The sequence below is a fragment of the Bacillus sp. D48C genome, from assembly GCF_053345735.1.
In genome coordinates this window covers 136,435-162,218 of sequence record NZ_JBKFAQ010000004.1, presented here as the reverse complement: position 1 = coordinate 162,218, position 25,784 = coordinate 136,435, and the positions used below count along the sequence as shown (strand labels likewise).

Sequence of the window (25,784 nt, the reverse complement as noted above, 5' to 3'; positions counted from 1 at the left end):
GTCAGTCATGATTGTAACAACAACTTCTGGAATTCAAGGTAAAGAGATTATTGAGTATATTGATATTGTAAATGGTGAAGCTATTATGGGTGCAAACATTGTCCGCGATTTATTCGCTTCTGTTCGTGATGTTGTCGGTGGTCGTGCTGGTTCTTATGAAAGTAAGCTTAAAGAAGCTCGTGATATCGCAATGGGCGAAATGAAAGAACTTGCAAAACAAAAAGGTGCGAACGCTATCGTTGGTATTGACGTAGATTACGAGGTTGTTCGTGATGGAATGTTAATGGTAGCTGTCAGTGGTACAGCTGTACGTATATAAGTAAATAAAAAACAGGCTCACCCCTTGAAGTTCATGCTTTGAGGGGGTTTTTTGTTTTTAAGTTGTAAAAGTAAAAAGAATGGGATTGTATTTCTTAGAAAAATAGAAGTGCCAGTAGCATAAATGGTATTTCGTACAAAAGAGCGAACTCGTTCAAATTATAGAACAGTTTTAAGGGCTAAATGAAAAAGAAACAGTAATGCTACATATATGTAACGTAAGTGCGAATTTTATAATAAAATTGTTATTTGAGATAATGGAAGAATTAGTGGTATAAATAACTTTATAGATAATAATCAAAATAGAGAAGACAGAGTGTTCATAGATGGAATGGTTAAGGGGATTTTCCAATCTGTAATAAAAAACGGAGGTACCGAGAACGTTTTACAGATGTCTGTTACATAAAATTTATAATGGATTGGGGGCAATTTATATTATGTTTTGGTTAGGAGGCTTTTTAGGATACATTGTAGGTTCTATTACTACATGTGCGATACTTTACTTTGGGTATAGAGCCGAGAAAAACAAAAAAGCGAATATGCGAAAGAAAGAGGGGAGAAAAATCAATAAAAAAGGCGTATAGGATGTGGAAGAAAAATTGATAACATTGATGCAAAAATAAAGGACAGTTACATATTTTATATGATTACTATGTACTGTCCCGCTTATTCCTTTTGGATTAACAAAAATTGTTTCCTGTCTTGCTATAAATTTCATAGGCAAAAAAACCAAATAAATAGCCTATTCCGGATCCTAAACTAATGGAAAGCAGTGAGAAATCTGGGAAAAACATGCCGAAAATCAAACCGATTATACAGCCAAAAAGCATTCCTATAGGTATTAAACTATCTAATAACAGTTGAGCTTTTTGAGGTTTTTTCTTACCTAATTTTCCTTCTTTATATTTCCGTTCCATTCTTTTTATTACAAATACTACAATTCCACCAACTATTAAAACGGGCGCGATTGCCGAAATGAACCACATATTAGAAGCTCCTTTCGTATTTTAACCAAATTATACCATATAATAACATTTTTTAGTTTAAGCGGAGATAAGATTTTTTGCTTCTCCTTCCTTTTTGTTCATGACTAAAGTTAATAGGAGTAAAATTAAGCTTAAAAGTGCCATTATAATAAAAACTTGCGTATAACTATCAAAATAGTCACGAGCGATTCCAGCTAGGACAGGAATGAATCCGCCCATAATATATCCTCCTGATTGCATCATAGCAGTCCATGCACTTGCATCTTCTGAAGTTTTTGTTTCATATAGTGGCAGCATAAGAGCGAGTGGAAATACGCCGCCGAGCCCGATCCCTAGTAAAATAGAAGGGGTCCATGGTGTAGTTAGTGGGTAAATCATAAGCGATAAACCTACGAGTACAAAGCATATACTTCCTAATAACCAAAGTGCTCTGTTTTTATAAATATCCGCTAATGTTGGAATTAAAAAGCTACATATCATTTGAATCACTGTAAAAACAGTTATAAGAGTACCCGCTTGCTCGCTACTCACACCCATACTTTGATTTGCTGGCGCAAGCCAAGTCGTAATGGAATAAAAGATTCCTGATTGTAGTCCGAAAAAGATTGTAAATAACCATGCTTTTTTATTTCTTAAAGGCAATTTATTATTCTTTTTATTTTGTGTGCTCGTCTTCTTTTTTCGTTTCATAATGGGATACCAAAATATAATGGCGATAATAGTTAGTGCACCCCAAAAAGCGAGTGCCATATTCCAAGATCCTTTTAATACATGTTGTAAAGGAATCGTTAATCCTGAACTTAAAGAAGCACCAGTACCCATACCTACTGAATATATTCCAATCATTAAGCCGATTTTCGTAGGGAATTTTTCTTTAATAAAACCTGATAATAACGGACCTGCAAGTGCAATTCCAATACCGATAAATAAAGAGCTCGCGAATAATGTGGAAATAGAAAAGGTAAAAGCTCTCATACATGTTGCCAAGCCAATTAAAATAAGACAAGCCATAATTGATTTTTCTGCCCCGTATTTCTTAATTACCTTCCCAGTCAGTAAGGCGAATGTCCCCATACAAAAAACAGGAATAGCTGTTAAAAAACTAACGGAAAAATTGCTTATATTTAAGTCTTGTCGGATTGTTTCTAATACAGGTGAAACAGATGTAATTCCGATACGTAAATTAATAGAAACAAAAAATAGCGCTAGTATATACAAATAAGTTCGTTCTTGATGTTTCAATTTCATTTTCTCCTCTCTTAAACATCAGATGTTATTGAGTATATCATCTGATGTTTTTGTGTAATAGATAAGGAGCTTATTTCAGCTCCAAATTTTGAACAGCGTATTTTCGTGCTTCTTCAGTATTTTGTTTTAAAATCGCTTGGAATAACTTTTCATGAATGTCAGAGTTATCTTCATAGTTCGCTGTATTTAATATGAATTGGCTTAAAATGTGACGAAGGGCAGGTACGAAAGATTGATACAAATCAAGTAGAACTTCGTTTTTGCTCGCCTTTGCAATGGCTAGATGAAACTGAATGTCTGCATCTATGTATGCTACATAATTTCCTTCTTGAAGGGCATTTTTTCTTTTATTCAAATGTCCTTTTAAGTATAAAAGATCCTCGTCGCTTCGGCGCTGTGCCGCTAACATCGCTACTTCTTTATCTAACATATTTCGTGCTTCATACACATGATTTATATTAGCTGCTTGTAGTCGTTTTTCAAATGAATCTTGCGTTATATTAAGTGAGACAATACGAGTACCTTGTCCTTGTCGAACTTCTAATATGCCAGCATGTACTAATATTTTTATGCTTTCTCGTAGCGTTGAGCGTCCTACCCCTAACTCTTCCATTAATTGCGGCTCTGTAGGGAGGCGATCACCAACTTCATACTTCCCAGAAAAGATTTTCTCTTGTAGACGTTCCAATACTTCATCGACTAATTTCCGCCGAGAAACTTTTGAAAAAGATTTCTTTTCGTTCATATTCATCTGCTCATCTCCTGTTATGTTCGCTTTTATGATAACCAATATAAGTGCTGTTGACAATGTTATTTTTAGGTAGTTGAAGCCGGGATATCAAAATTAGGTTTATAAGGCATAAAAAAATCAATCAAAATAGAGTCTTCAATTGCATTCAATAACTCGTCAAAAACACTTTCCCTTTCGTTTTCTCAGCAGACTGCACAACATCAACTGCTGTTTTCACATCCGCTAAGTCATACGTAGAATGTACCGTCATAAAACGTAATTGCTTATTTTCTACTAAACGAATTAAGTGATGAAACGTTTCTTGCCATTTATATGGTGACACCTCTTTATTCCAATGTCGTAAATGAAATATGTTCGCGTGTACTTTGGCTTTCGTGACAATTTCTGCCCAGTTCACTTGTATTCCTGATAGAAGACCGATCGTTAAAAAGTGCCCGTTTGGACGTAAGGAGAAAGCTAATTCATTTCCAGCCGGCCCCCCGATAGAATCAATCGCAGCATCTGCACCTCTGCCGTTTGTTAATGTCATAACTGTTTCATAAAGCGAAGCAGTGGAAGTATCAATTACATATGCAGCACCAAGGCGTAGTAATTCTTCTGTATGCTTATTATTTCTTGTAACAGCAATGAATTGGAAGTTTAAAATTTGTGATAACTGCGCAAATAGATGTCCAATAGCAGATCCACAAGCATTCACTAATAAAACGTCATTACGTTGTAAGTTTAACGTTTCTGTACAAGTAACCCACGCCGTAAGAGGGTTAATATACATTTGCGCCGCTGTAAAATCATCGATGGAATCAGGGATAGGGACTACAAAATCAGCTGACGTCTTCACATACTCTTGCCAAGTACCTTCTCCGCGTAACGGTAAAACACGTTTACCGATAAGGTCTCTCGTAACGCCTGCGCCAACATCTTCTACAATACCAACACCTTCATAGCCAGGTATGTTAGGTAAAGGAATTCTATGAGCGTACGCCCCCGTTATTGGAATTAAGTCAGATGGATTAATCGGTCTAACTAGCATACGAACGAAAACTTCATTATCTTTCAGTGGTTCTATATTTTTATATTCAACTTGTAATACGTCTTTTGGATTGCCAAACTTATGAAATTGAATGCATGTTCCAAGCAAAGTAATTTGCCCCCTTAGTTTGATTGGGTTTATTATAGCATTTTTGGTTTGGGTGGTTATTTTGTTAGTGATAAATAGGTTTTTTAATTTACGTATTTATCAGAATTTTATAAAATGTGTATATAAATATAAAATGGGGGGATTTCTTCATGTGTACTAGTTTGACGTTACAAACAAAAAATTTCCAGCATCTTTTTGCGAGAACAATGGATTTCACATTAGATATGAATCAGGAAGTAATAATCATTCCTCGGCGTTATCAGTGGAACAATATAACTGGTGAAACGATCCGAGCGAAAAATGCTGTTGTCGGAATGGGAATTAATCATGAAGGAAGGGTCATTATGGCGGACGGAGTAAATGAAGCTGGTATGACATGTGCCACTCTCTATTTCCCGGGATTCGCTACTTATAGTAACAGCATAGATGACCATAAAACGAATTTAGCACCATTTGATTTTGTGGCTTGGAGCTTGACGCAGTTTAATTCTGTTGAAGAGTTAAAAAAATCTGTTGATAACATTTCCCTTATAGATGTACCATTACCAGTTTTAGGGATTACTCCGCCACTACATTGGATTTTAGCAGATAAATGGGGAGAGTGTATTGTACTTGAGCCGACAACTGATGGAATAAAAATGTATGACAATCCAATAGGAGTGATGACTAATAGCCCGGAGTTTAATTGGCATTTACAAAATTTAAGACAATATATTGGACTTAAATCGCAGCCATTTGCGCCAACTGAGTGGGGAGACGTACCATTAAGTGCTTTTGGCCAAGGTTCCGGATCGATGGGACTTCCTGGAGATTTCACCCCGCCATCAAGATTCGTGCGGGCAGCATATGGCAAACAAAACATTCAAGGTATAGAGAACGAAGAAGACGGGATATCGGCTATTTTTCATATCTTATCAAATTGTGAGGTTCCTAAGGGGGCAGTAATAACAGAAGACGGTATATTAGATAATACTATCTATACAAGTGCAATGTGTATGGAGTCTGGAACATATTATTACCATACTTACGATTGTAGACAAATTATAGCCATTCATTTATTCAATGAAAATTTAGATACAGTTGAGATTAAAACGTATCCGTTCCAGCGGAAGCAAAAAATCTTTTATGAAAACTGATAAAAACACCTCCATTGAATTTGCATACTTAGTATGCGAATTCGGGAGGTGTTTTTCTATTAAGCCGAAGCCTTCTTCATTCTCTCAAGTAAACTAGATAACACATGCGTACGATACGATTCTAGTTTTTTACCTTCATAAGTACGGATACCTAATTTTTTAAGTTCTTTTACATACCAACCTTTGCTTCCGAAATACATGTGATCGCTCCCCTTCAACTTTGTTTTTATTTGTTCTGATTGCATATGGAGGTACAGGTAATATAATGAAGGAAATGAATTTCGCGCGAAAATGGTTAACTTTGTTGCAAAAGACATATATACTAAAGATAGTATACAACGAGGTGGACAAGACGTGATTATAGAGAAGCACGAAATTCAAATTGACCAAATTACTAGCGGTAAAGTGAATATCTTTACTTTCTATAGAAATAGAAAGCAAATTGATGATCATTTTTTACGATTGCAAGAACCATCGCTTACAGCAAACTACTTCTTCCATTTTCATTTTGATGCAGAGAGCTTGCATCTACTGCAGGAAGAGTTTCCAGGCGTATATCCGTACGACGGTAGTGAAACGATTCACGACTGGACGGAAAAGATGAAAGCTGAATTGCAACATCAGATCCAAACAGGTAAATGGAATAAACGCGTACGTATTGGTAATCGCATTCTAGATGTGGTGTTTACGTGGTGTGACGAAGATATAGTAGAGTGAAAAAGAAGCGGATGACGCTTCTTTTTTTTAGCGCTGGAATAAAACGAGCTTACCTGCAGTAGATGTACAGCGATGTGTTTTTTCATACAATCCTTTTTCTTGTAAAATAGATTCACCTTTTGCTTTTGCTTCTTTTTCAGTTGCCGCCTCGAATGATTCGTCTAATGCTTTTGAACCATCTTTTTCAAAGACTGTTAGAACGTATACTCCCATGAAAATTCCCTCCAATAATTAAAATCAGAATCTTATAATTATTTTGACATAAAACGCTACAATATGCAAAGAAATATATGACATTGCGTGGTAAAATAGAATGAAACTTTAATCATCGAGAATATTTTCATTCTCGATGATGATTAGTTTTCAGCGATGTTAATTTTAATAAAATGAAACTTTTGAAAGATAGAAAGGATCGTTATTTGTGAAACAAGTAAAGTTTATACATGCGGCTGATTTGCATTTGGATAGTCCGTTTAAAGGAATGGAGATGAATGTTGCGCAGTCTGTTTGGGAGAGAATGAAGCAAAGTACGTTTGAATCATTTGAGCGTATTGTTGATAAAGCGATTCAAGAGCGCGTTGATTTCGTATTACTAGCTGGGGATTTGTATGATGCGGAGACGAGAAGTTTGAGGGCGCAAGTGTTTGTGCGTGAGCAAATGAAGAGACTTTCGCAGTACGATATCCCTGTTTTTATTATTCACGGTAACCATGATCATTTAGGAGGAAGCTGGGCAGCGATTGAGTTTCCGGAAAATGTTCATGTGTTTACGGAGCCTTACGTAGAAGAGAAATCATTTTATAAAAATGGTGAGCTATTAGCTTCTATTTATGGGTTTAGTTATTTGCAGCAAGCGGTAACGGATAATATGACAGCGCAGTATACGAAAATGAGTGATGCGCCTTTTCATATTGGCATGCTTCACGGAAGTGTGGAAGGAGATGCAGAGCATAATCGCTATGCACCGTTTCAAATTCGTGAATTGAAAGAAAAACAGTTTGATTATTGGGCTCTTGGCCATATACATAAACGTGAAATTTTATTAGAAGAGCCGTATATTATTTATCCAGGGAACATACAAGGTCGTCATCGTAAGGAAACAGGCAAGAAGGGTGCGTACCTTATTGAACTTACGAAACAAGGAACGCACTGTTCATTTTTCCATACGGCAGATGTTGTATGGGATGAGATCGAGGTTTGTATTGATGGACTTGAAACTGTTGATGAACTTATGACGAGCATGTCAACTGCGATGAATGATTGCCGAAGAGAAGAGGAAGGGACGCTTTTAACTGTCGTATTCATAGGGCAGGGCCCACTTTCTCCTTATTTGCGTGACGAAAAGCGTGTGGAAGAGATTTTTCACATTTTAGCATCTGGCGAAGAGCGAAAAGATTTCGTATATGCAATGAAGTGGAAAAATGAGACGGTTTCTTTTGCGGAAATCGAACGTTTGAAAGCGGAAAATCATTTCGTCGGTAGTGTGCTAAAGGAGCTAGAAGCTTTCACAAATATGGACGGCGTGTTGCGCACCATTTGGACATCTCCTGTAGCGCGTAATAGTATTGAATCTTTTACAGAAGAAGAGAAGAAAGAGATTCAAAAGGAAGCAGAAAATATTATTTTAGAGCAATTATTCCAGCAAGAGAGGGATAAAAAATGAGAATTGAAAAACTCCATATTTATGGGTACGGAAAATTAGAAAATGTGGAAATGGATCTTTCCTTGCTGACGGTGCTATACGGTGAAAATGAAGCGGGGAAATCGACAATTCGCTCGTTTATGAAAAGTATTCTGTTCGGTTTTCCGACGAGAGGACAGCGCCGTTATGAGCCGAAAGAAGGCGGGAAGTATGGCGGTGTGATGACTGTACAAACAGAGCAGTACGGCCGTTTGAAAATTGAACGATTGCCAAAGACGGCAGCTGGCGAGGTGACCGTTTATTTTGAAGACGGGAAAACGGGCGGCGAGGAAATTTTAAACGATATATTAAGCGGGATGAATGAAAGTTTATTTGAATCGGTCTTTTCATTTGATATGCATGGTCTTCAAAATATTCATCAGCTCGGCGAAGCAGATATTGGCAATTATTTATTTTCAGCAAGTGCAGTCGGAAGCGATGCGCTATTACAGTTAGATAAAAAGCTAGAAAAAGAAATGGATCAGCGTTTTAAACCGAGTGGGCGTAAACCGGAAATTAACGTGTCACTGCAAGAGATGAAGAAACTTGAAGAGAAGATGAAAGAGTGGCAAGGGAAAATTGGCACGTATGAAAAACAAGTGAAGCAGTTAAAAGAAAGTGAAGAGAAGCTTGCTTCTGTTCGCGTGGAAAAAGAGAATGCAGAAAAGCGAAAGCAAGATTATGAAATATTAGCAGCGCTTGAGCCCCTCGTTATTGAAAAGCGTGCGCATGAGAAAGTGTTAGAAAATGAGAGCGGGCAGTTTCCTGTAAACGGAATGGCGCGCTATGAAGCGATTAAGGCGAAGATGGAGCCGCTTCAGTTACAAGTTGATTCGCTCCATAAGAAAATCGAGACAGTGCAATCGGAAATTGCCTCGATTCAAATAGATGAAGAGTTTTTACAAAAAGAAAGTTATGTAGAAGAACTTCGTATGCAACATATGTCTTACGAAAATGCACGCCAAGAAATGCGTGATATGACAGGAAGTATTGCGAATATAAAAAAAGAAATTGCAGAACTAGAACAGCAAATTGGTGCTACTTTTGAAAAGGAAGCGGTTCTTGCGTTTGACATGAGTTTGGCAACGAAAGAATTAATTACGCAAACCGTGCAAAAGGCACGTGAATTAGAAACGCAAAAAGCACAGCTTGATGATCGTTTTAAAGTAGCGCAAGAGCAATTAGAAGAACAAGAAGAAAATATAAGACAGATTCAGAAACAAATGTTAGTTGATGAAGAGCGAAATACGTTAGTTGAGAAAGAGAAATCGTTCCAAGATGCGGCGTTTATCGGTATGGGCGCAGAGAGAATGAAGCGCAAGTATGAGGAAAAAGCAGGAGCAGCTATGCAAAAGAAAAAGCAGTGGCAAAGAGTTTGTCTTCTGTTACTTCTTATTAACACGCTTGTTTTATTCACGAGTTTATTTATTGATAACCGCCCGCTCTTATTTATTAGTGTTATTGTTTTTGTAGGGATTGTTCTTGCCCTTGTTTTATATAAAGATCCGTCAAGTGGATTACAAGAAGAGCTTCTTACTCTTCAGCAAAGTGCTGGCGGGAGACAAAGTGAAGAAGCGCTGTCTGTGCGCTATGAGTTAGAAAAAGATGAAGAGATTCGGAAGCTATTTGAGCGTGAGTCTTATAAATTGCAGCAAATGGAGCGAGCTTATGATAAAGTCGTTTCATCGTATGAGGAATGGGAGAGAGAAACGTTCCAGGCGGGAGAACAAGTAGATGCATATAAAACGCGCTATATGTTCCCAGAATTTTATACGTATGCACACATATTGCCAGCGTTTGAGCGTATTGAAAAAATGCAGCAATTATATCGGGAGTTAGAAAAACAAGGCACGCGAAAATCTTCATTATATGAAATGATTTCGCATTTTGAACAGAAACTAGAAGCTGTTATCGGTAGTGCGGAGTATAGTAAGCTACACGGGGCACAAAGTCGTATGCAAAATGAGAAAGAGAAGCGCCAAACTTGTAAGCAGTTAAAAGAAAAACTGGCGGAATGGCAAGAAGAATATGAGTTTATGCAAGAACAATTGAAACAACTGTTAGTAGAACGAAATGCATTATGGAATATTGCAGAGACTACAGATGAAGAGATGTTTTTAGAAGCGGGTAAACTGGCGGAAAAACGTGAAGATGCTGAGAAACAAGTAGTGCGTTTATTACCGCAAATTGATCTGTTAGAACAGCGTTTAAAGAGTTTATCATTAGCTGAACATTACGAAGCTGACGGTTATGAAGAGAAATTAAAGAGAGAAATTACAGTCGTACAAAACTGTCTGGCGCAAGAGAAAGAATTGACAGAGCGCATCGCGAAACATCGTATGGAAATTGCGAATTTAGAAGAAGGTAGTACGTACGGCGATTTAATGCATGAGTGGGAAATGAAAAAAGCGCAAGTACGTGAACAAGTGAAGAAGTGGGCTGCTTATGCGGCCGCAAAGACAGTATTAACGAAAACGAAGCAATATTATCATGAAGTGCATCTGCCTCGTATTTTACAAAAATCAGAAGAGTATTTCGTCTATTTAACGGGCGGACGCTATAGTAAAATCTTTTCACCGTCAGAGGCGGAGCCGTTCGTTGTTGAACGTAACGACGGTATACGTTTTTACAGTCATGAACTAAGCCAAGCGACAGCGGAGCAGTTATATTTATCGCTGAGATTTGCACTTGCGAAAACATTTGAACATGATTACCCATTTATTATTGATGATAGTTTCGTGCACTTTGATGCGGTAAGGACGGATCGAACGATTGAACTAATAAAGGAAATCGCAAAAGATAGACAAGTCATCTTCTTTACATGTCATGCGCATTTACTCGCGTATTTTACAGAAAAACAGATTATAAAATTAACACATAAGCGTAAAGAAAATGAGTTGTAATATGCTATACTAAAAGTAACTGATTTGGTGGAGGAATTCGAATGAAAAAGAAAATTGCAGAATATGAAGTTGGTGAACAAGTCGATGTTTTCTTGTTAATTAAAACAGCGACAAAAGGTCTAGCAAGTAATGGAAAGCCATTTTTAACAGTAATCTTACAAGATCCAAGTGGAGATATTGAAGCGAAGCTATGGGACGTATCACCAGAAGTTGAGAAACAATATGTAGCAGAAACAATCGTTAAAGTAGCTGGTGATATTTTAAACTACAAAGGACGTATTCAATTACGTGTGAAACAAATCCGTGTTGCGAATGAAAATGAAGTAACAGATATCTCGGATTTCGTAGAAAAAGCACCAGTGAAAAAAGAAGATATGGTTGAGAAAATTACGCAATACATATTTGAAATGAGAAACCCGAACATTCAGCGTCTAACAAGACATTTATTAAATAAGCATCAAAATGAATTTTTAGAATATCCAGCAGCGACAAAGAATCATCATGAGTTCGTATCTGGACTAGCTTATCACGTTGTATCAATGCTAGATTTAGCGAAAGCTATTTCAAATCTATACCCATCATTAGATAAAGACTTACTATATGCAGGCGTTATTTTACATGACCTTGGTAAAGTAATTGAACTATCTGGTCCAATTTCTACAACGTATACGTTAGAAGGAAATTTACTAGGCCACATTTCTATCATGGTGAACGAAATTGGTAAAGCAGCAGATGAGCTGAACATCGATGCAGAAGAAGTATTAATTCTTCAACACATCGTCCTTTCTCACCACGGAAAAGCAGAATGGGGTAGCCCAAAACCACCATTAGTAAAAGAAGCAGAAATTCTGCACTACATCGATAACCTAGATGCAAAAATGAACATGATGGACCGCGCATTAGGACGCACAAAACCAGGTGAATACACAGAGCGTGTCTTTGCACTTGATAATCGTTCGTTCTATAAACCGACGTTCCATAATTAAAAGTGTGAATAAAGTGGCCTCATTAAGTTTTAAAAGCTTAGTGAGGCTGTTTTCTTTATTAAAAATTAAATGAAATAGTTAAGAAGTACGCATGGGATTAACGAAGAACGATTAAAACATATCTCACCACTAGAATGGGAGCATATCAACTTTAATATGGCAGATACTTAGAATCGCTTCAGCCTGTATAACAGGCCTAAAAATAAGAGTTGAAACTTGTTTAGCATCTATTTTTGTTAAAAGGTGGGAGAATTGTGCTATGATGTGGGCAAATATAAAACTATCTAAAGGAGGGATTTACATGCCGCATATTGTGTTTCGTGGAATTACTACTGAACAATTAAAACACATAAGCAAGCCATTAGTAGAAGAGCTCGCAGAGATTTGTGAGTGTGGTACGGATAATTTTACGTTGGAACTACCAAGTTCTACGTTTATATTCAATGGAGAAGAAATAGAAGCGTTTCCTCTTATTGAAGTGAAATGGTTCGAGCGTGGACAGGAAATTCGTGATCGATTTGCCAAGGCCATTACTACATATGTAATGGATTTTGGACTTCCAGAAGTAGAGGTTGTATTTACGGTTTTCACAGAATCAGCGTATTATATTAACGGGAAGCATTGTGCAAGTTAGAGATATTATAAATGTTTTTGTAACATTTATCCCGCATTAACGGGCAGTAAGACCCCCACCTCAAAATTCAGCGGAAGCAAAGAAGTTAGGTGGGGGATCAACTGTCCGTAAAAGCCCGATTGGTTCAACTAATAATCAGTGGGGGATGAACAAAACCCCCACTGATTAAAGTTTCACTTTATAAGGGATAGAACCACATCGCTATCAAGCTAACTAGACAAAATATCCTCTAAAAAGAGAAAGGCGTTATTCTTTCTGAGAAATCATAGGAAAGGATAACGCCTTTATATCAATTTTAATATAATCGATTCACTTCTTTATAAAAAGTTTGGTTATTTTATTGAAGCTTATTCCACAAACACACCCGTTTGTTCACTTTTTTACTGTTTGAAAGCCATACTTTTTATATTGATTCATTTATTGGAAAAACCGAAAGTTTTAAACTCTCTCTATTACATATTTATTTTTGGAAAAATAGCCTAACTCCAAATACTAATAATACTGTGCCAGTAATACCCTCTATTGTACGGTTCACCTTTTCTTTTCTTAAAAAAGTTCTTAATTGACGTATTAGAGAGATATAAAGTAAATACCATATTGCTGTCAAAGTCGTAAATGTGAATCCCAACAAAAGAAATTGGAAGAAATGACTTTGATTACTCACAATAAATTGGGGTAGAAAACTAAGGAAAAATACAGCCGTTTTTGGGTTTAAGATTGCCGTGGTAAATCCTTGTCTAAAACTTTTAACCGTTCCAATATCCTTAGAGTTTATTTCCACTGAACTTGACATATCTTCTTTTTTAGAAAAGGCACTTTTAATTGACTTTACAGCTAAATAAATTAAATAAAATGCCCCAGCATATTTTATTAATGTAAATAGCATAGCAAATTTCATTAAGATAGCAGAGAGTCCTAGTGTAGCCATTATTGTATGAATCATCATTCCAGATACTGTTCCTAAGACGGTCTTTATTCCACCATTTCTACCATGAGAGATAGTGTTTTTTGTAACTAAAGCAAAACCGGGACCAGGCATCATTATAATAAGGAGTGCTGTAAGGATAAATAGCATATAATTTTCCATGTTCTGGTATTTCCTTTCTGATTTTTAGTTTCGCTTATAGTATAGCTTTTTTCCTTAAAACATTAAATGTAAAAAGTGTGATCAGGATAGTATCATAAGCTTTCAAGGAGTTGTAATTGAATTATAGAGGGCTTCACTTGAATAATGTTCTTCTGTAAATGAGCGTTTTAATAGAATGTCAATTACGTAAATAATCAGATTTTACACCCTAAATGTTATTTAACAAAAAAATCTTGAATTCGAGATTTTTCGCTTGCTTTTCAATCACTTGAGGTGTAAAGTGATAGTAACGAAAGCGATTGAGTCATATGAAAAACATACACTCAGTTGTTTTCGATTAAAAAACAAAGTAACTTATACAGTAAAAACTAAGATGAATTTACAAAAACATAATTAAGAATAAATTGAAAAGCTAAAAACCATATTAGTTGTGGGAAATATTATTTTTTTAGTTATCACTTGACTAGTAAAACGAAACGGAGGAATAACCAATGTATAAAATTAAAGGGCATCATCACATTTCAATGGTTACGAAAAATGCAAATGAAAATAATCACTTTTATAAAAACGTGCTTGGCTTACGTCGTGTGAAAATGACAGTAAATCAAGATGATCCGTCAATGTACCACTTATTTTATGGAGATAAAACAGGAAGTCCAGGTACGGAATTATCATTTTTTGAAATTCCATTAGTAGGAAGAACATATCGCGGTACGAATGCGATTACTCGAATTGGATTACTCGTTCCTTCAGAGGAAAGCTTACATTACTGGAAAGAACGATTTGAGAATTTTGATGTGAAACATAGTGAAATGACAACATATGCAAATCGTCCTGCTTTACAATTTGAGGATGCTGAAGGTCTTCGCTTAGTACTACTCGTTTCAAACGGAGAAAAAGTAGAGCACTGGGAAACTTGGGAGAAATCAGAAGTTCCTGCAAAGCATCAAATTCAAGGAATGGGTTCTGTGGAAATGACAGTTCGTAGACTTGATAAAATGTCGAGTACACTTACAGAGATGTTCGGTTATACAGCGGTTAGCCGTAGCGAAGAGGAAGCAATTTTTCAATCCATTAAAGGAGAGGCTTTTGGAGAAATCGTTGTGAAATATTTAGATGGACCTACTGAAAAGCCGGGCCGAGGGAGCATTCACCATTTAGCAATTCGCGTGAAAAACGATGCAGAGCTTGCCTATTGGGAAGAACAGGTGAAACAAAGAGGCTTCCAGTCTTCAGGAATCATCGACCGTTTCTACTTTAAAAGCTTATATTTCCGTGAATCAAACGGAATCCTTTTTGAAATTGCGACAGATGGACCAGGATTTACAGTTGATGGAGATGTGGAACATTTAGGAGGAAAACTTGATTTACCACCGTTCTTAGAAGATCAGCGTGCAGAGATTGAAGCGAATTTAGCACCTATTGAAGAGAAGTAATAGGAGAGAAAATATAAATTAAAAAACATTGGAGGAATATAAAATGAACCAATTAAAAGGAATTCACCACGTTACAGCGATTACAAGTAGTGCAGAAAAGAACTATGAGTTTTTCACTCACGTTTTAGGAATGCGTTTAGTTAAGAAAACAGTAAACCAAGATGATATTCAAACGTATCATTTATTCTTTGCAGATGATAAAGGGAGTGCAGGAACAGATATGACATTCTTTGATTTCCCAGGTGTTCCGAAAGGCGTACACGGTACAAATGAAATTTCAAAAACTTCATTCCGTGTTCCGACTAATGCAGCATTAGAGTATTGGGTGAAACGCTTTGACCGTCTTGAAGTAGAACATACAGGAATTAAAGAGCAATTTGGTAAGAAAACTCTTTCTTTCGTTGACTTTGATGACCAACAATATCAATTAATCTCAGATGAACTTGATAAAGGAATCGAATCAGGTACACCGTGGCAAAACGGGCCAGTACCATTAGAATATGCAATCACTGGTTTAGGACCTGTATTTATCCGTATTGCAAACTTTAGCTTCTTCAAAGAAGTGTTAGAAAAAGTTCTATTATTTAAAGAGGTTGCGCAAGAAGGGGAATTCTATTTATTTGAAGTGAACAAAGGCGGAAACGGTGCATCTGTTATTGTAGAACATAATACAGTTCTTCCTGAAGCACAACAAGGTTTTGGTACAGTGCACCATGCGGCATTCCGCGTAGAAGATCGCGCTGTATTAGAAGAATGGATTGAGAGAATCAGTAGCGTAGGACTTCCTTCATCTGGATATGTAAACCGTCACTTCTTCGAATCATTATATGCAAGAGTTGCACCACAAATTTTATTTGAATTCGCAACAGATGGCCCAGGATTTATGGGAGATGAGCCATACGAAACACTTGGTGAAAAATTATCTTTACCTCCATTCCTAGAGCCAAAACGTGAAGAAATTGAAAAATTAGTTCGTCCAATTGATACAGTGAGAAGTACGAAGGAATTTATTAAAGAGTAAAAATAGAGATAGTAAGTAGGAGAGCAAGTAGTTTTAGCGGAGTGCTGGAACTGCTTGCTTTTTTATTTATCCTAGTAAGTTTTCTGACAATTGTTTCTCAAGTTATTAAAAAGGAAAACTTTGGTATAATTAATTAAAATATAGAATTTTCTAATAATTATTTTTCAATGCATAGAAAAGGAGTGGTAATATACAATTTTGATAATTGTATAAAAATCCTAATTTTATAATTTTGGAGAAAAGGGGATGCGAGTTTATGGGAGCAGATGTAGTAACGCGGGAGCAAATGAGACATTCTTTAGATGATTGGTATCGTGTAATGTTACAGCAAAATATAGAGAAGGCTACGGAAATGAAAGAGGAGATTGAAAGTAAGATTAGTGGGTTGGACGTGGATCAGGATGTATTACTTTATCATGCGTTGTTGAATTTTAGATATGATGCATTAGTTGATTGGATTTCAGTTAGAGAAGATAGTTTTGATAAAGTGGAATCTTTCGAAATTCCAACAGAGGGCTTTTTAGCTTATTATTATCACTTTTTTAAAGGGTTTCATTGCACATTAATTTCAAATTATAACGAAGCGAAAGAACAGTATGAGCAAGCTGAGAAGTTATTGAAATATATTGCAGATCCGATAGAACATGCGGAGTTTAATTATCGGATGGGGAATTTCTATTATCAAAAATATGACCAAGTTCATGCAATAGATTACTTGAATAGGGCAAAAACAGCATTTTTACAATATCCAGGCTATGAAATAAAAGTAGGATTATGTGAAAATGCTTTTGGACTATGTTGTGTAGACATAGATCACTATGAATTAGCGGAAGAAAACTTTAATTCTGCTATGGAAGTATTGCAAAAAGCAGATCAAAAAAAATATATGCTAATGGTTCGGCATAATTTAGCTTGGCTTTATGCTAGTCAAAATCTTTCAGAATTAGCGATTCGTCATATATCTGAGGTGACCAAAAATTACCCAGAACACTTTAAAGCCTTGTTTGTAGAAGCACATGAACATTACAAATTAGGACAATATAACTTAGCGAATCCAATTGTTGAAAAAGGTTTAAATATTTGTGTTGATTTAGGGGAAAAAGAATTTCAACATCGGTTTAAAATTTTGAAAGAACTCAATGGAAAATCTTCAGTATCAATTATTGAAGATGTAATTTTAGAAGGAATTTCTTATTTTGAGAGAGAAAGATTATGGGATTGTATTCAAGAATACACTGAAATTTTAGCACTGAAATTTTATGAATTTGATGATCATGTTAAGGCAAGTAAATATTTTTATATGAATAATAAGGCTCAAAAAAATATATTGGAAAAGGGAGCGTTAAAATAATGAAGAAATTTCGTTTGGCTATTGTTGGGACTGCATTAGTAGGGGTATTATCAATTGGGTTCAATAGTTCTTTTACAAATCAAGCTGTAAATATTGGTGACACAGGAGGGGCACCAGCAAGACCAGACTACGTTAATATTGGTGACACAGGAGGAGCACCAGCAAGACCAGACTACATTAACATTGGCGACACAGGCGGAGCACCAGCAGATAATAGAGGCGACGGCGGAGTAAGCCAACTATAATAACAAAGAAAGGGACTTCAACATGAAGTCCCTTTTTCTATTTTCAGGCCATGTAGAGAAAAGAATTGACTTACTTTAAATATGTAACTATAATAGTTACATAATAACCATTAGTAATAGAAATGAGTTATATTTTTTTAGTATAATTGTAACTATCTCAGTTACAATTAAAAGGAGAACATAAAACAACCAAAAAATGTAAAAACTTTAAATAGAAACAAGAGAAAGGAGACGGGAACTTTGAAACGGTTTAAGTTTTATATGATTAGCGGTATTGTGCTCGTTTTGTTAATTGTTTGTAACTTCGTTGAGAAGCCGATTGCGAAGGTTGGAGAAGTGAAAGATACTGTTATGATGAAGTTGAATACGAAAGAGAGTATGGCGCAAATTGATGGGCAGACGATTTATTTTAAACAAATTGGTGAGGGGAAACCTCCGTTACTTATGCTTCACGGGTTTGGTGGTTCTTCTGATGGGTTTAGTGATATTTATCCGGAACTAGCGCGAGACCATACGATTATTGCGGTTGATATTTTAGGGTTTGGGCGTTCTTCTAAACCTATTGATTTTCAGTATTCGTTTCCTGCGCAAGTGAATTTATATTATAAGTTAATGAAGAAGCTCGGATACGATCAGTTTGCGGTGCTCGGCCATTCAATGGGCGGAGAGATGTCCCTTAATTTAGCGTATTTATATCCGGATGCAGTGACGCATCTCATCTTGGCGGATTCCACAGGGATAGAGTCTTTCCAGCAAAAAGAAAGTTATGAAGTACCACCGCTATCGACGGACTTACAAACTGTAACTGAGATTGCGAAGTATAATAAAAATGAAGTGAAAAATAGTCGTGATGATAAAGAGCATTATGATCAGCTTACGAAAATGAGAGAGCGCCGCATTGCGATGGAAGCAGATAAAATTAAGGTACCGACTTTAATTTTATGGGGACGACATGATAAGAGTGTTTCTTGGAAAAATGGTGAACTGTATCATGGGCTATTTGCGAATAGTACGTTTCATATTATTGAAAAAGGATACCACGCACCGTTTCGTCAGGAACCAATTGAGTTTATGGAATATGTACAAGCATTTTTCGCGAAGCATCCACAATAAAAATTTTAAGCATAAATCCACTTCTTTCCTCATAAAGTGAAACTAATAAGGCTTGTCTAAGGAAAGGAATGAAGTGATTTGGAAACTTTACCATGGTGGGTGTATCTTGTAATTGTCGGGATTGTACTAAGTGGCTACATGGTTTTATATACTTCGAAAAAAGAGCAAGATATGGATAATGAGTTTATCGAAAAAGAAGGCGAAGTATATATGAAGCGTTTAGAAGAAGAGCGCGAGAAACGTAATCAGGATAGTGATAAAGATTCGGTATTGCTTTAATAAAAATTTTGAAAGGCTACCACCTAGTAGAACTTTACAACTAGGTGGTAGCCTTTTTCTTCTTGGGGATCAGGTTATATAAATTTAATATTACATGTATACGAGATTCATCAGAACTTTTATTGATGGTATTTATATATTTTTTTACTCATAAGAATGGAACTAGCGGGGGATTTTACTGGGGGGGATTAACAATGCATAGGGATGAAACATCATTACATCCTGATACAGGTGTTACATCTGTAATGTTTGTTGAGCGTTCATTAAATGAAATTCGTTTTTGGTCTAGAATCATGAAGGAGCATTCTTTTTTTCTTCGCTTAGGGTTTAGATGCGAGGATACTCAACTAATTGAAGAGGCTAATCAATTTTATCGATTGTTTGAACATATCGAACAAATAGCGCATTCCTATACAAATGAAACAGATCCTGAGCAAATAAAAAGATTTAATGCAGAAGTACAACAAGCCGCAACTAATATTTGGGGATTTAAAAGAAAAATTTTAGGATTAATTCTCACATGTAAATTGCCAGGACAAAATAACTTTCCACTGTTAGTTGACCATACAAGTAGGGAAGCTGACTATTTTAGAAAACGTTTAATACAATTAAATGAAGGGAAATTAGATGCCCTTCCTGATGCTATTATTAAAGAAAATGTTTTCTTTTTACGGATTATGGCAGACCATGCTAAATTTATTGGCCATCTTCTTGATCCATCGGAAAGAAAGCTTGTAGATACAGCACGGAATTTTAGCAATGATTTTGATGAATTGATGTATCAAGCAATTGACTTAGAATCTATGAAACCACAATCCCAAACAGTCCCACTTTTAGATCAATTTTTAGATCAAAATCGTGTGTCGGTTACATCTCTTCGGGATTTTAAGAAAACAGCACGTGATTTAATTGAGCAATGTAAAATAAAGAGTATCATTCATCCATTATTAGCAGACCATGTTTTCCGTGAAGCTGATAGATTTCTTGAAATCATTGATATGTATGATGTTCATCTTACAAATATTCAATCACAACCTAGATATTAGAAGATAAGGAAAGATACTATTTTTTCCTTAAGCCGAGAAGTTAACAATTTATTGTTAGCTTCTTTTCATTGTTGTTAAAATTTTCTTTTCGTTTAGTAAATTTCCTTTTAAAGACTATATAAATCCCTTTGATCGAATATGTGATTATTTGTAAAACAGTACATGTGGAAATATTATAAATATGTAAGAAGTATACGGATGTTAGATTCTAATAAATTATTCGAGGGAAATTTACTAATTAAGTATATTAACTTGTTTGCACTAAATTTTACAGGGTTTTTTATTAGTTTTAATTTAATTTCTTCATTATCTTTCCAGACGCTGTCCATACTAGTATAAGTTGAGAAATGAACAAAACGATAATGATAGGCAGTTGATGTAACTCCATAGTAACTGTAACCATCTAAAGCCCAATTCATACACTATGGTGGAGGATTTTCACCTAATAACCGGATGAAAAAGGGGTGTAATCATGAAGAAACGTACTGTTAATGAAGCGGGAGGGAATGTGCCACAACCAATCCGCAGCGACGGAGCAGGTGCGATTGATTCTGGACCTCGTAATGTTATGCGGGATATTCAAAATCCGAATATGCTTGTTCCGCCTATAACGGATGCAGGGTTAGTTCCTAACTTGAAGTTTTCATTCTCGGACACTTCTATGATTTTGAAACAAGGCGGGTGGTCTCGGGAGATTACTGCTCGGGAACTACCGGTTTCGACGACGATTGCGGGAGTGAATATGAGTTTAACGGCCGGTGGAGTACGAGAACTACATTGGCATAAAGAGGCAGAATGGGCGTATATGCTTTTAGGACGGGCGCGCATAACGGCTGTTGATCAAAATGGGCGTAATTTTATTGCTGATGTTGGACCAGGTGATCTTTGGTATTTTCCGCCTGGTATTCCGCATTCCATTCAAGGATTGGAACATTGTGAATTTCTACTTGTTTTCGATGATGGACATTTTTCTGATTTATCTACTTTAGCTATTTCTGATTGGTTTGCGCATACGCCAAAAGAAGTGTTGTCGGCTAATTTTGGAGTACCTGAGAGTGCTTTTCATTCTATCCCTTCAGGTCAAGTTTATATTTATCAAGGAGAGGTGCCAGGTTCGCTTGAAAGTCAGGAAGTTCAATCACCGAAAGGGGAAGTTCCTTTAACATTTAAACATGAACTGTTAAAACAAAAGCCAATTAAGACTCCTGGTGGTAGCGTTCGAATTGTAGATTCTACAAATTTCCCTATTTCAAAAACGATCGCAGCAGCGCTCGTTGAGGTTGAGCCTGGTGGAATGAGAGAACTTCATTGGCACCCGAATAATGATGAATGGCAATATTATTTGACAGGAGAAGCGAGAATGACTGTGTTTCTTGGAAATGGTACCGCTCGTACATTTGATTATAGAGCTGGTGATGTCGGATATGTACCGTTTGCGACGGGGCATTATATTCAAAATACAGGTACCGAAACATTATGGTTTTTAGAGATGTTCAGAAGCAATCGTTTTGAAGATGTATCGTTAAATCAATGGATGGCACTGACTCCTAAAGAAATAGTGGAGAGTAATATACATGTTGGCCCGCAAGTAATGGATTCCCTGCGTAAGGAGAAGTGGCCTGTTGTGAAATATCCGGGGTTTTCATATAGTCCGAAAAATGATGAGTAAAAATGAAAATTTGCGTTATTCTTTCTGGAGACTGATAAGAAGGGATGGCGTATTTTTTATGCCTAATCTAGTCTTTATCCCGCTATTTGCCGGGCTGTCTGTAAAAGCCCGATTGGTGAGGGCTGATTAAAGTTTCACTTTATTAGTATCCGCTCTTTGTATTATTGTTCGGGAAATTATTATTGGAGCATAGTATAGGGAAGATACATATAAAATAGCACTATTATAAGCTGTAACGCATAAGTTGCACAGGCGATGCAACGATAACTAGCTTTACTCTTCATCATTTATTTGAACATAATGGGCATAGAGAGGTGATAAACACAGTATGATTTTTAGTGAGCGTTTAAAAGAAGAAAGGGAAAAAAGAAATTGGTCGCAAAATGATTTGGCTGAAAAAATTCATGTAAGTAGGCAATCTGTTTCGAAATGGGAGACGGGAAAGAACTATCCGAGCATTGAAATTATTATTCATTTAAGTGATTTGTTCGATATTACGATTGATGAACTGCTAAGGAGTGATGAAGAATTGACGCAGAAAGTAATTGAAGATAGTAAGAAATTGGCATATCCAAAATGGAAGGTGTTTTTTGATAGTTTATTTATGATAGGAGTATTTTTGTTTATTGCAAAAATCGTTGTATGGATGCTAAATAAATTTGCTGGAGCAAGTATTGCAATTGTAGCAGATGCGCCATATGTAATGAATCTTTTGCCCCTTGTATTCATGATTATAGGTGGTATAGGTTCTGATAAGTTGAAGAAAATATATAAATAGAGGAAAGATTTGAAAGAAATCCCCTACACTAGCTGTTCTTTTCACTTAAATTGTGTACTATAAAGGATAGGATGACATAAAGAAGGGGATATAGAGAATGGAATTTCATGAACAGAAGATTTTGCCGGCAGTGAGGCAAATTAAAGATTTGGAAAAGCTATTACATAGTTCGTATGAATATATCGTTATTTTAGATATTCATGTCGGCCAATTGAAGAGTGTTATATCACTTGCGAAGCAATATTGTAAAAAGGTGTTTTTACATGTGGATTTAATTCATGGCTTGCAGAGTGATGGGCATGCGACGGAATATTTATGTCAGGAGTTTCGACCGTACGGGTTACTTTCGACAAAGGCGAGCGTTATTATGAAGGCGAAGCAAAAAGGTGTTGTGGCAATACAACGCATCTTTTTAATCGATTCGAGTGCGATGGAGAAGAGCTGCAATCTTTTAGATAAGACGAAACCGGATTATATTGAGGTGCTTCCAGGAGCAATGACGGATATTATCGCTGAAGTGAAAGAGCGTACTGGTGTACCGATTTTAGCAGGTGGTTTTATTCGTACTGTAGAAGATGTGGAAAGAGCTTTAAACGCTGGTGCGACAGCGATTACGACGTCAAAACGCGAACTATGGAAACATTACCAAAAAAAGTGACGAAAATGTGAAAAAATTCTGTTGACACCGCTTTCATAAGAGGTTAACATTATAGACAAGTTAATAAACGTGACGGAGAAAAGAAGAGATCCACATTTCATTGTTTCTATATAAATTTATATAGAAGCGTGCAAAGCTGTGGGTCTTTTTCTTTTGACAAAAACGAATGGCCATTCATTTTACCTCTATCACATTTGGAAGCGTTTAAATTGATTGTGGAGGGATACTATGTCAGCATTTTTAGGAGAGTTAATAGGGACTGCGTTGTTAATCGTACTTGGTGGCGGCGTTTGTGCTGGTGTAAGTTTAAAGAAATCGTTTGCGAAAGATTCAGGTTGGATTGTTATTACAATGGGCTGGGGCTTAGCAGTAGCGGTTGCAGCGTATGCGGTTGGATCAATTAGTGGGGCACATTTGAATCCAGCTTTAACGATAGGACTAGCATTTAAGGGAGCGTTCCCATGGAGTGACGTACCAGGTTATATCGTAGCACAAATGATTGGGGCAATTATCGGGGCAGTTATCGTATATTTACATTACTTACCACACTGGAAAGAAACAGAAGATCCAGGAACAAAGTTAGGTGTATTTGCAACAGGTCCAGCAATTCCGAACACATTTGCAAACCTTTTAAGTGAAATGATTGGAACATTCGTTTTAGTATTTGGTATATTAGCAATTGGTGCAAATAAATTTGCAGATGGATTAAATCCATTTATCGTAGGTTTCTTAATTGTAAGTATTGGTTTATCATTAGGTGGGACAACAGGATACGCAATTAACCCAGCACGTGATTTAGGTCCGCGTATCGCACACTTCTTCCTTCCGATTGCAGGAAAAGGCGGTTCAAACTGGAAGTATGCATGGATTCCAGTAGTAGGTCCAATTTTAGGTGGATCACTTGCAGGTTTATTCCATCAAGTTGTATTTGAAGGAAAGCAAAATTCAGCACTTATTTATGTGATTATCGCAACTGTGATTGTACTAGCAATCTCTTATATGACAAGTAAAAAAAGCGGAAGCAATACAAATAGTAGAAAAGTAGCATAAGGGGGAAACCGATATGAAAAAATATATTCTTTCATTAGACCAAGGAACAACAAGCTCACGCGCAATTCTTTTCAATAAAAAAGGTGAAATTGTTCATTCAGCTCAAAAAGAGTTTACACAACATTTTCCAAAGCCGGGCTGGGTAGAGCATAATGCACAAGAAATTTGGGGATCTATTTTAGCAGTTATCGCAACTTGCTTAAGCGAAGCAGATGTAAAACCAGAACAAATCGCAGGTATCGGTATTACGAACCAACGTGAAACAACGGTTGTCTGGGATAAAACAACTAGTAAACCAATTTACAACGCAATTGTATGGCAATCTCGCCAAACAGCTGAAATTTGTGATGAGTTAAAAGAAAAAGGTTATAGCGAAATGGTTCGCGAAAAAACAGGTCTTTTAATTGATGCATACTTCTCTGGTACGAAAGTAAAATGGATTTTAGATAACGTTGAAGGTGCAAGAGAGAAAGCAGAAAACGGTGATCTATTATTCGGAACAATTGATTCGTGGCTTGTATGGAAACTATCTGGTGGTAAAGCACACGTAACAGATTATTCAAACGCATCACGTACGTTAATGTTTAATATTCACGACTTACAGTGGGATGATGAGCTTCTAGAAATGTTAACAGTACCAAAGAGCATGCTTCCAGAAGTACGTCCATCATCTGAAATTTACGGAGAAACAATTGATTACCACTTCTTCGGCCAAAATGTACCGATTGCAGGTGTAGCTGGTGACCAACAAGCAGCATTATTTGGACAAGCTTGTTTCGGTGAAGGTATGGCGAAAAATACTTACGGAACTGGTTGCTTCATGTTAATGAACACAGGTGAAAAAGCAGTAGCTTCTGAGCACGGTCTATTAACAACAATTGCATGGGGAATAGATGGTAAAGTAAACTACGCATTAGAAGGAAGTATTTTCGTAGCAGGTTCTGCAATTCAGTGGTTACGTGACGGAATGCGCATGTTTAAAGATGCAAGTGAGAGTGAAGTGTATGCGAGTCGCGTTGAATCAACTGATGGTGTATACGTTGTACCAGCATTCGTTGGACTAGGAACACCTTATTGGGATAGTGAAGTACGCGGCGCTATGTTTGGTGTAACACGCGGTACGACGAAAGAGCACTTCATTCGTGCAACGCTAGAATCTTTAGCTTACCAAACGAAAGATGTATTATGCGCAATGGAAGCAGATTCAGGTATTGAACTGAAAACATTACGCGTTGATGGCGGAGCAGTTAAAAATAACTTCTTAATGAAGTTCCAAAGTGATATTTTAGATGTTCCTGTAGAGCGTCCAGTGATTAACGAAACAACGGCTCTAGGTGCAGCATACTTAGCTGGTCTTGCGGTTGGATATTGGAAAAACCAAGATGAAATTAAATCACAGTGGCATATGGACAAACGCTTTGAACCAACGATGGAAGCGGAAACAAGCGAAGAGCTATATGCTGGATGGAAAAAAGCAATTGAAGCAACAAAAGCTTTCAAATAATCATAAACAGTGTTATAATGGTGACAAGTTAATAATTCGGTAGGAGATT

The 25,784-nt window shown here is 36.6% G+C and carries 27 protein-coding genes; 20 read left to right on the top strand and 7 right to left on the bottom strand.

Features of this window, described 5'->3' with window-relative positions; translation table 11 throughout:
* Positions 1–7 precede the first annotated feature (7 nt).
* Both ACLBXA_RS12630 and ACLBXA_RS12625 read left to right on the top strand, forming a co-directional pair.
* Positions 8–319 carry a YbjQ family protein gene (locus ACLBXA_RS12630; RefSeq protein ID WP_000637513.1) on the top strand — a complete coding sequence of 104 codons (312 nt, stop codon included), beginning with the start codon at positions 8–10 and terminating at the stop codon, positions 317–319.
* Between the two features lie 436 nt (positions 320–755).
* Positions 756–902, top strand: coding sequence for a hypothetical protein (locus ACLBXA_RS12625; RefSeq protein WP_000498641.1), 147 nt, complete (start codon positions 756–758; stop codon positions 900–902).
* 96 nt (positions 903–998) lie between these two features.
* Here ACLBXA_RS12625 and ACLBXA_RS12620 read toward each other — a convergent pair whose 3' ends face one another.
* The 4 genes from ACLBXA_RS12620 to ACLBXA_RS12605 all read right to left on the bottom strand — a co-directional run bounded on the left by ACLBXA_RS12620 (position 999) and on the right by ACLBXA_RS12605 (position 4,441).
* Entirely contained in the window at positions 999–1,304 is a 306-nt protein-coding gene (locus ACLBXA_RS12620; RefSeq protein ID WP_000264237.1) for a hypothetical protein, read from the bottom strand.
* A gap of 57 nt (positions 1,305–1,361) precedes the next feature.
* The gene (locus tag ACLBXA_RS12615) at positions 1,362–2,552 is read right to left on the bottom strand and encodes an MFS transporter (RefSeq protein ID WP_041488111.1); all 1,191 of its coding nucleotides are present in this window, start codon (positions 2,550–2,552) and stop codon (positions 1,362–1,364) included.
* Positions 2,553–2,622: 70 nt separating this feature from the next.
* A complete protein-coding gene (locus ACLBXA_RS12610) occupies positions 2,623–3,303 on the bottom strand; it encodes a FadR/GntR family transcriptional regulator (protein WP_001056900.1) in 681 nt (226 codons plus the stop codon).
* A 145-nt stretch (positions 3,304–3,448) separates the two neighbouring features.
* The gene (locus tag ACLBXA_RS12605; protein WP_447617238.1) at positions 3,449–4,441 is read right to left on the bottom strand and encodes a zinc-dependent alcohol dehydrogenase family protein; all 993 of its coding nucleotides are present in this window, start codon (positions 4,439–4,441) and stop codon (positions 3,449–3,451) included.
* A 149-nt stretch (positions 4,442–4,590) separates the two neighbouring features.
* Between ACLBXA_RS12605 and ACLBXA_RS12600 the strand changes: the two genes are divergently transcribed.
* The gene (locus ACLBXA_RS12600) at positions 4,591–5,577 is read left to right on the top strand and encodes a choloylglycine hydrolase family protein (RefSeq protein ID WP_151919594.1); all 987 of its coding nucleotides are present in this window, start codon (positions 4,591–4,593) and stop codon (positions 5,575–5,577) included.
* A 59-nt stretch (positions 5,578–5,636) separates the two neighbouring features.
* Here ACLBXA_RS12600 and ACLBXA_RS12595 read toward each other — a convergent pair whose 3' ends face one another.
* Positions 5,637–5,777 (bottom strand): YflJ family protein, encoded by a 141-nt coding sequence (locus tag ACLBXA_RS12595; RefSeq protein WP_000273536.1) that lies wholly within the window; start codon positions 5,775–5,777, stop codon positions 5,637–5,639.
* A 154-nt stretch (positions 5,778–5,931) separates the two neighbouring features.
* Between ACLBXA_RS12595 and ACLBXA_RS12590 the strand changes: the two genes are divergently transcribed.
* The gene (locus ACLBXA_RS12590) at positions 5,932–6,294 is read left to right on the top strand and encodes a hypothetical protein (protein WP_000582776.1); all 363 of its coding nucleotides are present in this window, start codon (positions 5,932–5,934) and stop codon (positions 6,292–6,294) included.
* Between the two features lie 27 nt (positions 6,295–6,321).
* Here the strand turns inward: ACLBXA_RS12590 and ACLBXA_RS12585 are convergent, their stop codons facing one another.
* On the bottom strand, positions 6,322–6,507 hold the full coding sequence (locus ACLBXA_RS12585; protein ID WP_000539552.1) for a YhzD family protein: 186 nt from the start codon (positions 6,505–6,507) through the stop codon (positions 6,322–6,324).
* Between the two features lie 208 nt (positions 6,508–6,715).
* Between ACLBXA_RS12585 and ACLBXA_RS12580 the strand changes: the two genes are divergently transcribed.
* From ACLBXA_RS12580 to ACLBXA_RS12565, 4 genes are all read left to right on the top strand, one after another.
* Positions 6,716–7,957 (top strand): metallophosphoesterase family protein, encoded by a 1,242-nt coding sequence (locus ACLBXA_RS12580; RefSeq protein WP_447617237.1) that lies wholly within the window; start codon positions 6,716–6,718, stop codon positions 7,955–7,957.
* A complete protein-coding gene (locus tag ACLBXA_RS12575; RefSeq protein ID WP_242297693.1) occupies positions 7,954–10,878 on the top strand; it encodes an ATP-binding protein in 2,925 nt (974 codons plus the stop codon). The genes ACLBXA_RS12580 and ACLBXA_RS12575 overlap by 4 nt, the downstream gene beginning before the upstream one ends.
* 41 nt (positions 10,879–10,919) lie before the next feature.
* Positions 10,920–11,864, top strand: a complete 945-nt coding sequence (gene yhaM / locus ACLBXA_RS12570) for a 3'-5' exoribonuclease YhaM (protein WP_000726650.1) — start codon at positions 10,920–10,922, stop codon at positions 11,862–11,864.
* 301 nt (positions 11,865–12,165) lie between these two features.
* On the top strand, positions 12,166–12,498 hold the full coding sequence (locus ACLBXA_RS12565; RefSeq protein ID WP_023521344.1) for a DUF1904 family protein: 333 nt from the start codon (positions 12,166–12,168) through the stop codon (positions 12,496–12,498).
* 460 nt (positions 12,499–12,958) lie between these two features.
* Here the strand turns inward: ACLBXA_RS12565 and ACLBXA_RS12560 are convergent, their stop codons facing one another.
* Positions 12,959–13,585 (bottom strand): LysE family translocator, encoded by a 627-nt coding sequence (locus ACLBXA_RS12560; RefSeq protein WP_000433010.1) that lies wholly within the window; start codon positions 13,583–13,585, stop codon positions 12,959–12,961.
* Positions 13,586–14,076: 491 nt separating this feature from the next.
* Between ACLBXA_RS12560 and ACLBXA_RS12555 the strand changes: the two genes are divergently transcribed.
* From ACLBXA_RS12555 to glpK, 12 genes are all read left to right on the top strand, one after another.
* Positions 14,077–15,021: a ring-cleaving dioxygenase gene (locus ACLBXA_RS12555; RefSeq protein WP_063675068.1), complete on the top strand. Its 945-nt coding sequence runs from the start codon at positions 14,077–14,079 to the stop codon at positions 15,019–15,021.
* Positions 15,022–15,064: 43 nt separating this feature from the next.
* Complete coding sequence (locus ACLBXA_RS12550) at positions 15,065–16,042, top strand: ring-cleaving dioxygenase (protein ID WP_242297696.1); 978 nt, start codon at positions 15,065–15,067, stop codon at positions 16,040–16,042.
* 256 nt (positions 16,043–16,298) lie between these two features.
* The gene (locus ACLBXA_RS12545) at positions 16,299–17,393 is read left to right on the top strand and encodes a response regulator aspartate phosphatase (RefSeq protein WP_136804074.1); all 1,095 of its coding nucleotides are present in this window, start codon (positions 16,299–16,301) and stop codon (positions 17,391–17,393) included.
* Complete coding sequence (locus ACLBXA_RS12540; RefSeq protein ID WP_098852333.1) at positions 17,393–17,638, top strand: Phr family secreted Rap phosphatase inhibitor; 246 nt, start codon at positions 17,393–17,395, stop codon at positions 17,636–17,638. The genes ACLBXA_RS12545 and ACLBXA_RS12540 overlap by 1 nt, the downstream gene beginning before the upstream one ends.
* Before the next feature lie 240 nt (positions 17,639–17,878).
* Complete coding sequence (locus ACLBXA_RS12535) at positions 17,879–18,751, top strand: alpha/beta fold hydrolase (RefSeq protein WP_150191842.1); 873 nt, start codon at positions 17,879–17,881, stop codon at positions 18,749–18,751.
* Between the two features lie 78 nt (positions 18,752–18,829).
* On the top strand, positions 18,830–19,030 hold the full coding sequence (locus tag ACLBXA_RS12530; protein WP_000449223.1) for a sporulation YhaL family protein: 201 nt from the start codon (positions 18,830–18,832) through the stop codon (positions 19,028–19,030).
* A 194-nt stretch (positions 19,031–19,224) separates the two neighbouring features.
* The gene (locus tag ACLBXA_RS12525; RefSeq protein ID WP_000554483.1) at positions 19,225–20,076 is read left to right on the top strand and encodes a DUF2935 domain-containing protein; all 852 of its coding nucleotides are present in this window, start codon (positions 19,225–19,227) and stop codon (positions 20,074–20,076) included.
* A gap of 472 nt (positions 20,077–20,548) precedes the next feature.
* Positions 20,549–21,745, top strand: coding sequence for an oxalate decarboxylase family bicupin (locus ACLBXA_RS12520; protein ID WP_000747511.1), 1,197 nt, complete (start codon positions 20,549–20,551; stop codon positions 21,743–21,745).
* 328 nt (positions 21,746–22,073) lie between these two features.
* On the top strand, positions 22,074–22,523 hold the full coding sequence (locus ACLBXA_RS12515) for a helix-turn-helix domain-containing protein (protein WP_447617236.1): 450 nt from the start codon (positions 22,074–22,076) through the stop codon (positions 22,521–22,523).
* A gap of 97 nt (positions 22,524–22,620) precedes the next feature.
* A complete protein-coding gene (gene glpP / locus ACLBXA_RS12510; RefSeq protein WP_000394286.1) occupies positions 22,621–23,181 on the top strand; it encodes a glycerol uptake operon antiterminator GlpP in 561 nt (186 codons plus the stop codon).
* 228 nt (positions 23,182–23,409) lie between these two features.
* A complete protein-coding gene (gene glpF, locus ACLBXA_RS12505; RefSeq protein WP_001272200.1) occupies positions 23,410–24,231 on the top strand; it encodes a glycerol uptake facilitator protein GlpF in 822 nt (273 codons plus the stop codon).
* Between the two features lie 13 nt (positions 24,232–24,244).
* Positions 24,245–25,735: a glycerol kinase GlpK gene (gene glpK, locus ACLBXA_RS12500; RefSeq protein WP_000760013.1), complete on the top strand. Its 1,491-nt coding sequence runs from the start codon at positions 24,245–24,247 to the stop codon at positions 25,733–25,735.
* Positions 25,736–25,784 lie beyond the last annotated feature (49 nt).

Excerpts from the sequence above, each read along its gene's own strand:
- ACLBXA_RS12630 (WP_000637513.1), top strand. The coding sequence starts at position 8 with ATGATTGTAACAACAACTTCTGGAATTCAAGGTAAAGAGATTATTGAG.
- ACLBXA_RS12625 (WP_000498641.1), top strand. The coding sequence starts at position 756 with ATGTTTTGGTTAGGAGGCTTTTTAGGATACATTGTAGGTTCTATTACT.
- ACLBXA_RS12620 (WP_000264237.1), bottom strand. The coding sequence starts at position 1,304 with ATGTGGTTCATTTCGGCAATCGCGCCCGTTTTAATAGTTGGTGGAATT.
- ACLBXA_RS12615 (WP_041488111.1), bottom strand. The coding sequence starts at position 2,552 with ATGAAATTGAAACATCAAGAACGAACTTATTTGTATATACTAGCGCTA.
- ACLBXA_RS12610 (WP_001056900.1), bottom strand. The coding sequence starts at position 3,303 with ATGAATATGAACGAAAAGAAATCTTTTTCAAAAGTTTCTCGGCGGAAA.
- ACLBXA_RS12600 (WP_151919594.1), top strand. The coding sequence starts at position 4,591 with ATGTGTACTAGTTTGACGTTACAAACAAAAAATTTCCAGCATCTTTTT.
- ACLBXA_RS12595 (WP_000273536.1), bottom strand. The coding sequence starts at position 5,777 with ATGTATTTCGGAAGCAAAGGTTGGTATGTAAAAGAACTTAAAAAATTA.
- ACLBXA_RS12585 (WP_000539552.1), bottom strand. The coding sequence starts at position 6,507 with ATGGGAGTATACGTTCTAACAGTCTTTGAAAAAGATGGTTCAAAAGCA.
- ACLBXA_RS12575 (WP_242297693.1), top strand. The coding sequence starts at position 7,954 with ATGAGAATTGAAAAACTCCATATTTATGGGTACGGAAAATTAGAAAAT.
- yhaM (WP_000726650.1), top strand. The coding sequence starts at position 10,920 with ATGAAAAAGAAAATTGCAGAATATGAAGTTGGTGAACAAGTCGATGTT.
- ACLBXA_RS12565 (WP_023521344.1), top strand. The coding sequence starts at position 12,166 with ATGCCGCATATTGTGTTTCGTGGAATTACTACTGAACAATTAAAACAC.
- ACLBXA_RS12560 (WP_000433010.1), bottom strand. The coding sequence starts at position 13,585 with ATGGAAAATTATATGCTATTTATCCTTACAGCACTCCTTATTATAATG.
- ACLBXA_RS12555 (WP_063675068.1), top strand. The coding sequence starts at position 14,077 with ATGTATAAAATTAAAGGGCATCATCACATTTCAATGGTTACGAAAAAT.
- ACLBXA_RS12550 (WP_242297696.1), top strand. The coding sequence starts at position 15,065 with ATGAACCAATTAAAAGGAATTCACCACGTTACAGCGATTACAAGTAGT.
- ACLBXA_RS12545 (WP_136804074.1), top strand. The coding sequence starts at position 16,299 with ATGGGAGCAGATGTAGTAACGCGGGAGCAAATGAGACATTCTTTAGAT.
- ACLBXA_RS12540 (WP_098852333.1), top strand. The coding sequence starts at position 17,393 with ATGAAGAAATTTCGTTTGGCTATTGTTGGGACTGCATTAGTAGGGGTA.
- ACLBXA_RS12525 (WP_000554483.1), top strand. The coding sequence starts at position 19,225 with ATGCATAGGGATGAAACATCATTACATCCTGATACAGGTGTTACATCT.
- ACLBXA_RS12520 (WP_000747511.1), top strand. The coding sequence starts at position 20,549 with ATGAAGAAACGTACTGTTAATGAAGCGGGAGGGAATGTGCCACAACCA.
- ACLBXA_RS12515 (WP_447617236.1), top strand. The coding sequence starts at position 22,074 with ATGATTTTTAGTGAGCGTTTAAAAGAAGAAAGGGAAAAAAGAAATTGG.
- glpP (WP_000394286.1), top strand. The coding sequence starts at position 22,621 with ATGGAATTTCATGAACAGAAGATTTTGCCGGCAGTGAGGCAAATTAAA.
- glpF (WP_001272200.1), top strand. The coding sequence starts at position 23,410 with ATGTCAGCATTTTTAGGAGAGTTAATAGGGACTGCGTTGTTAATCGTA.
- glpK (WP_000760013.1), top strand. The coding sequence starts at position 24,245 with ATGAAAAAATATATTCTTTCATTAGACCAAGGAACAACAAGCTCACGC.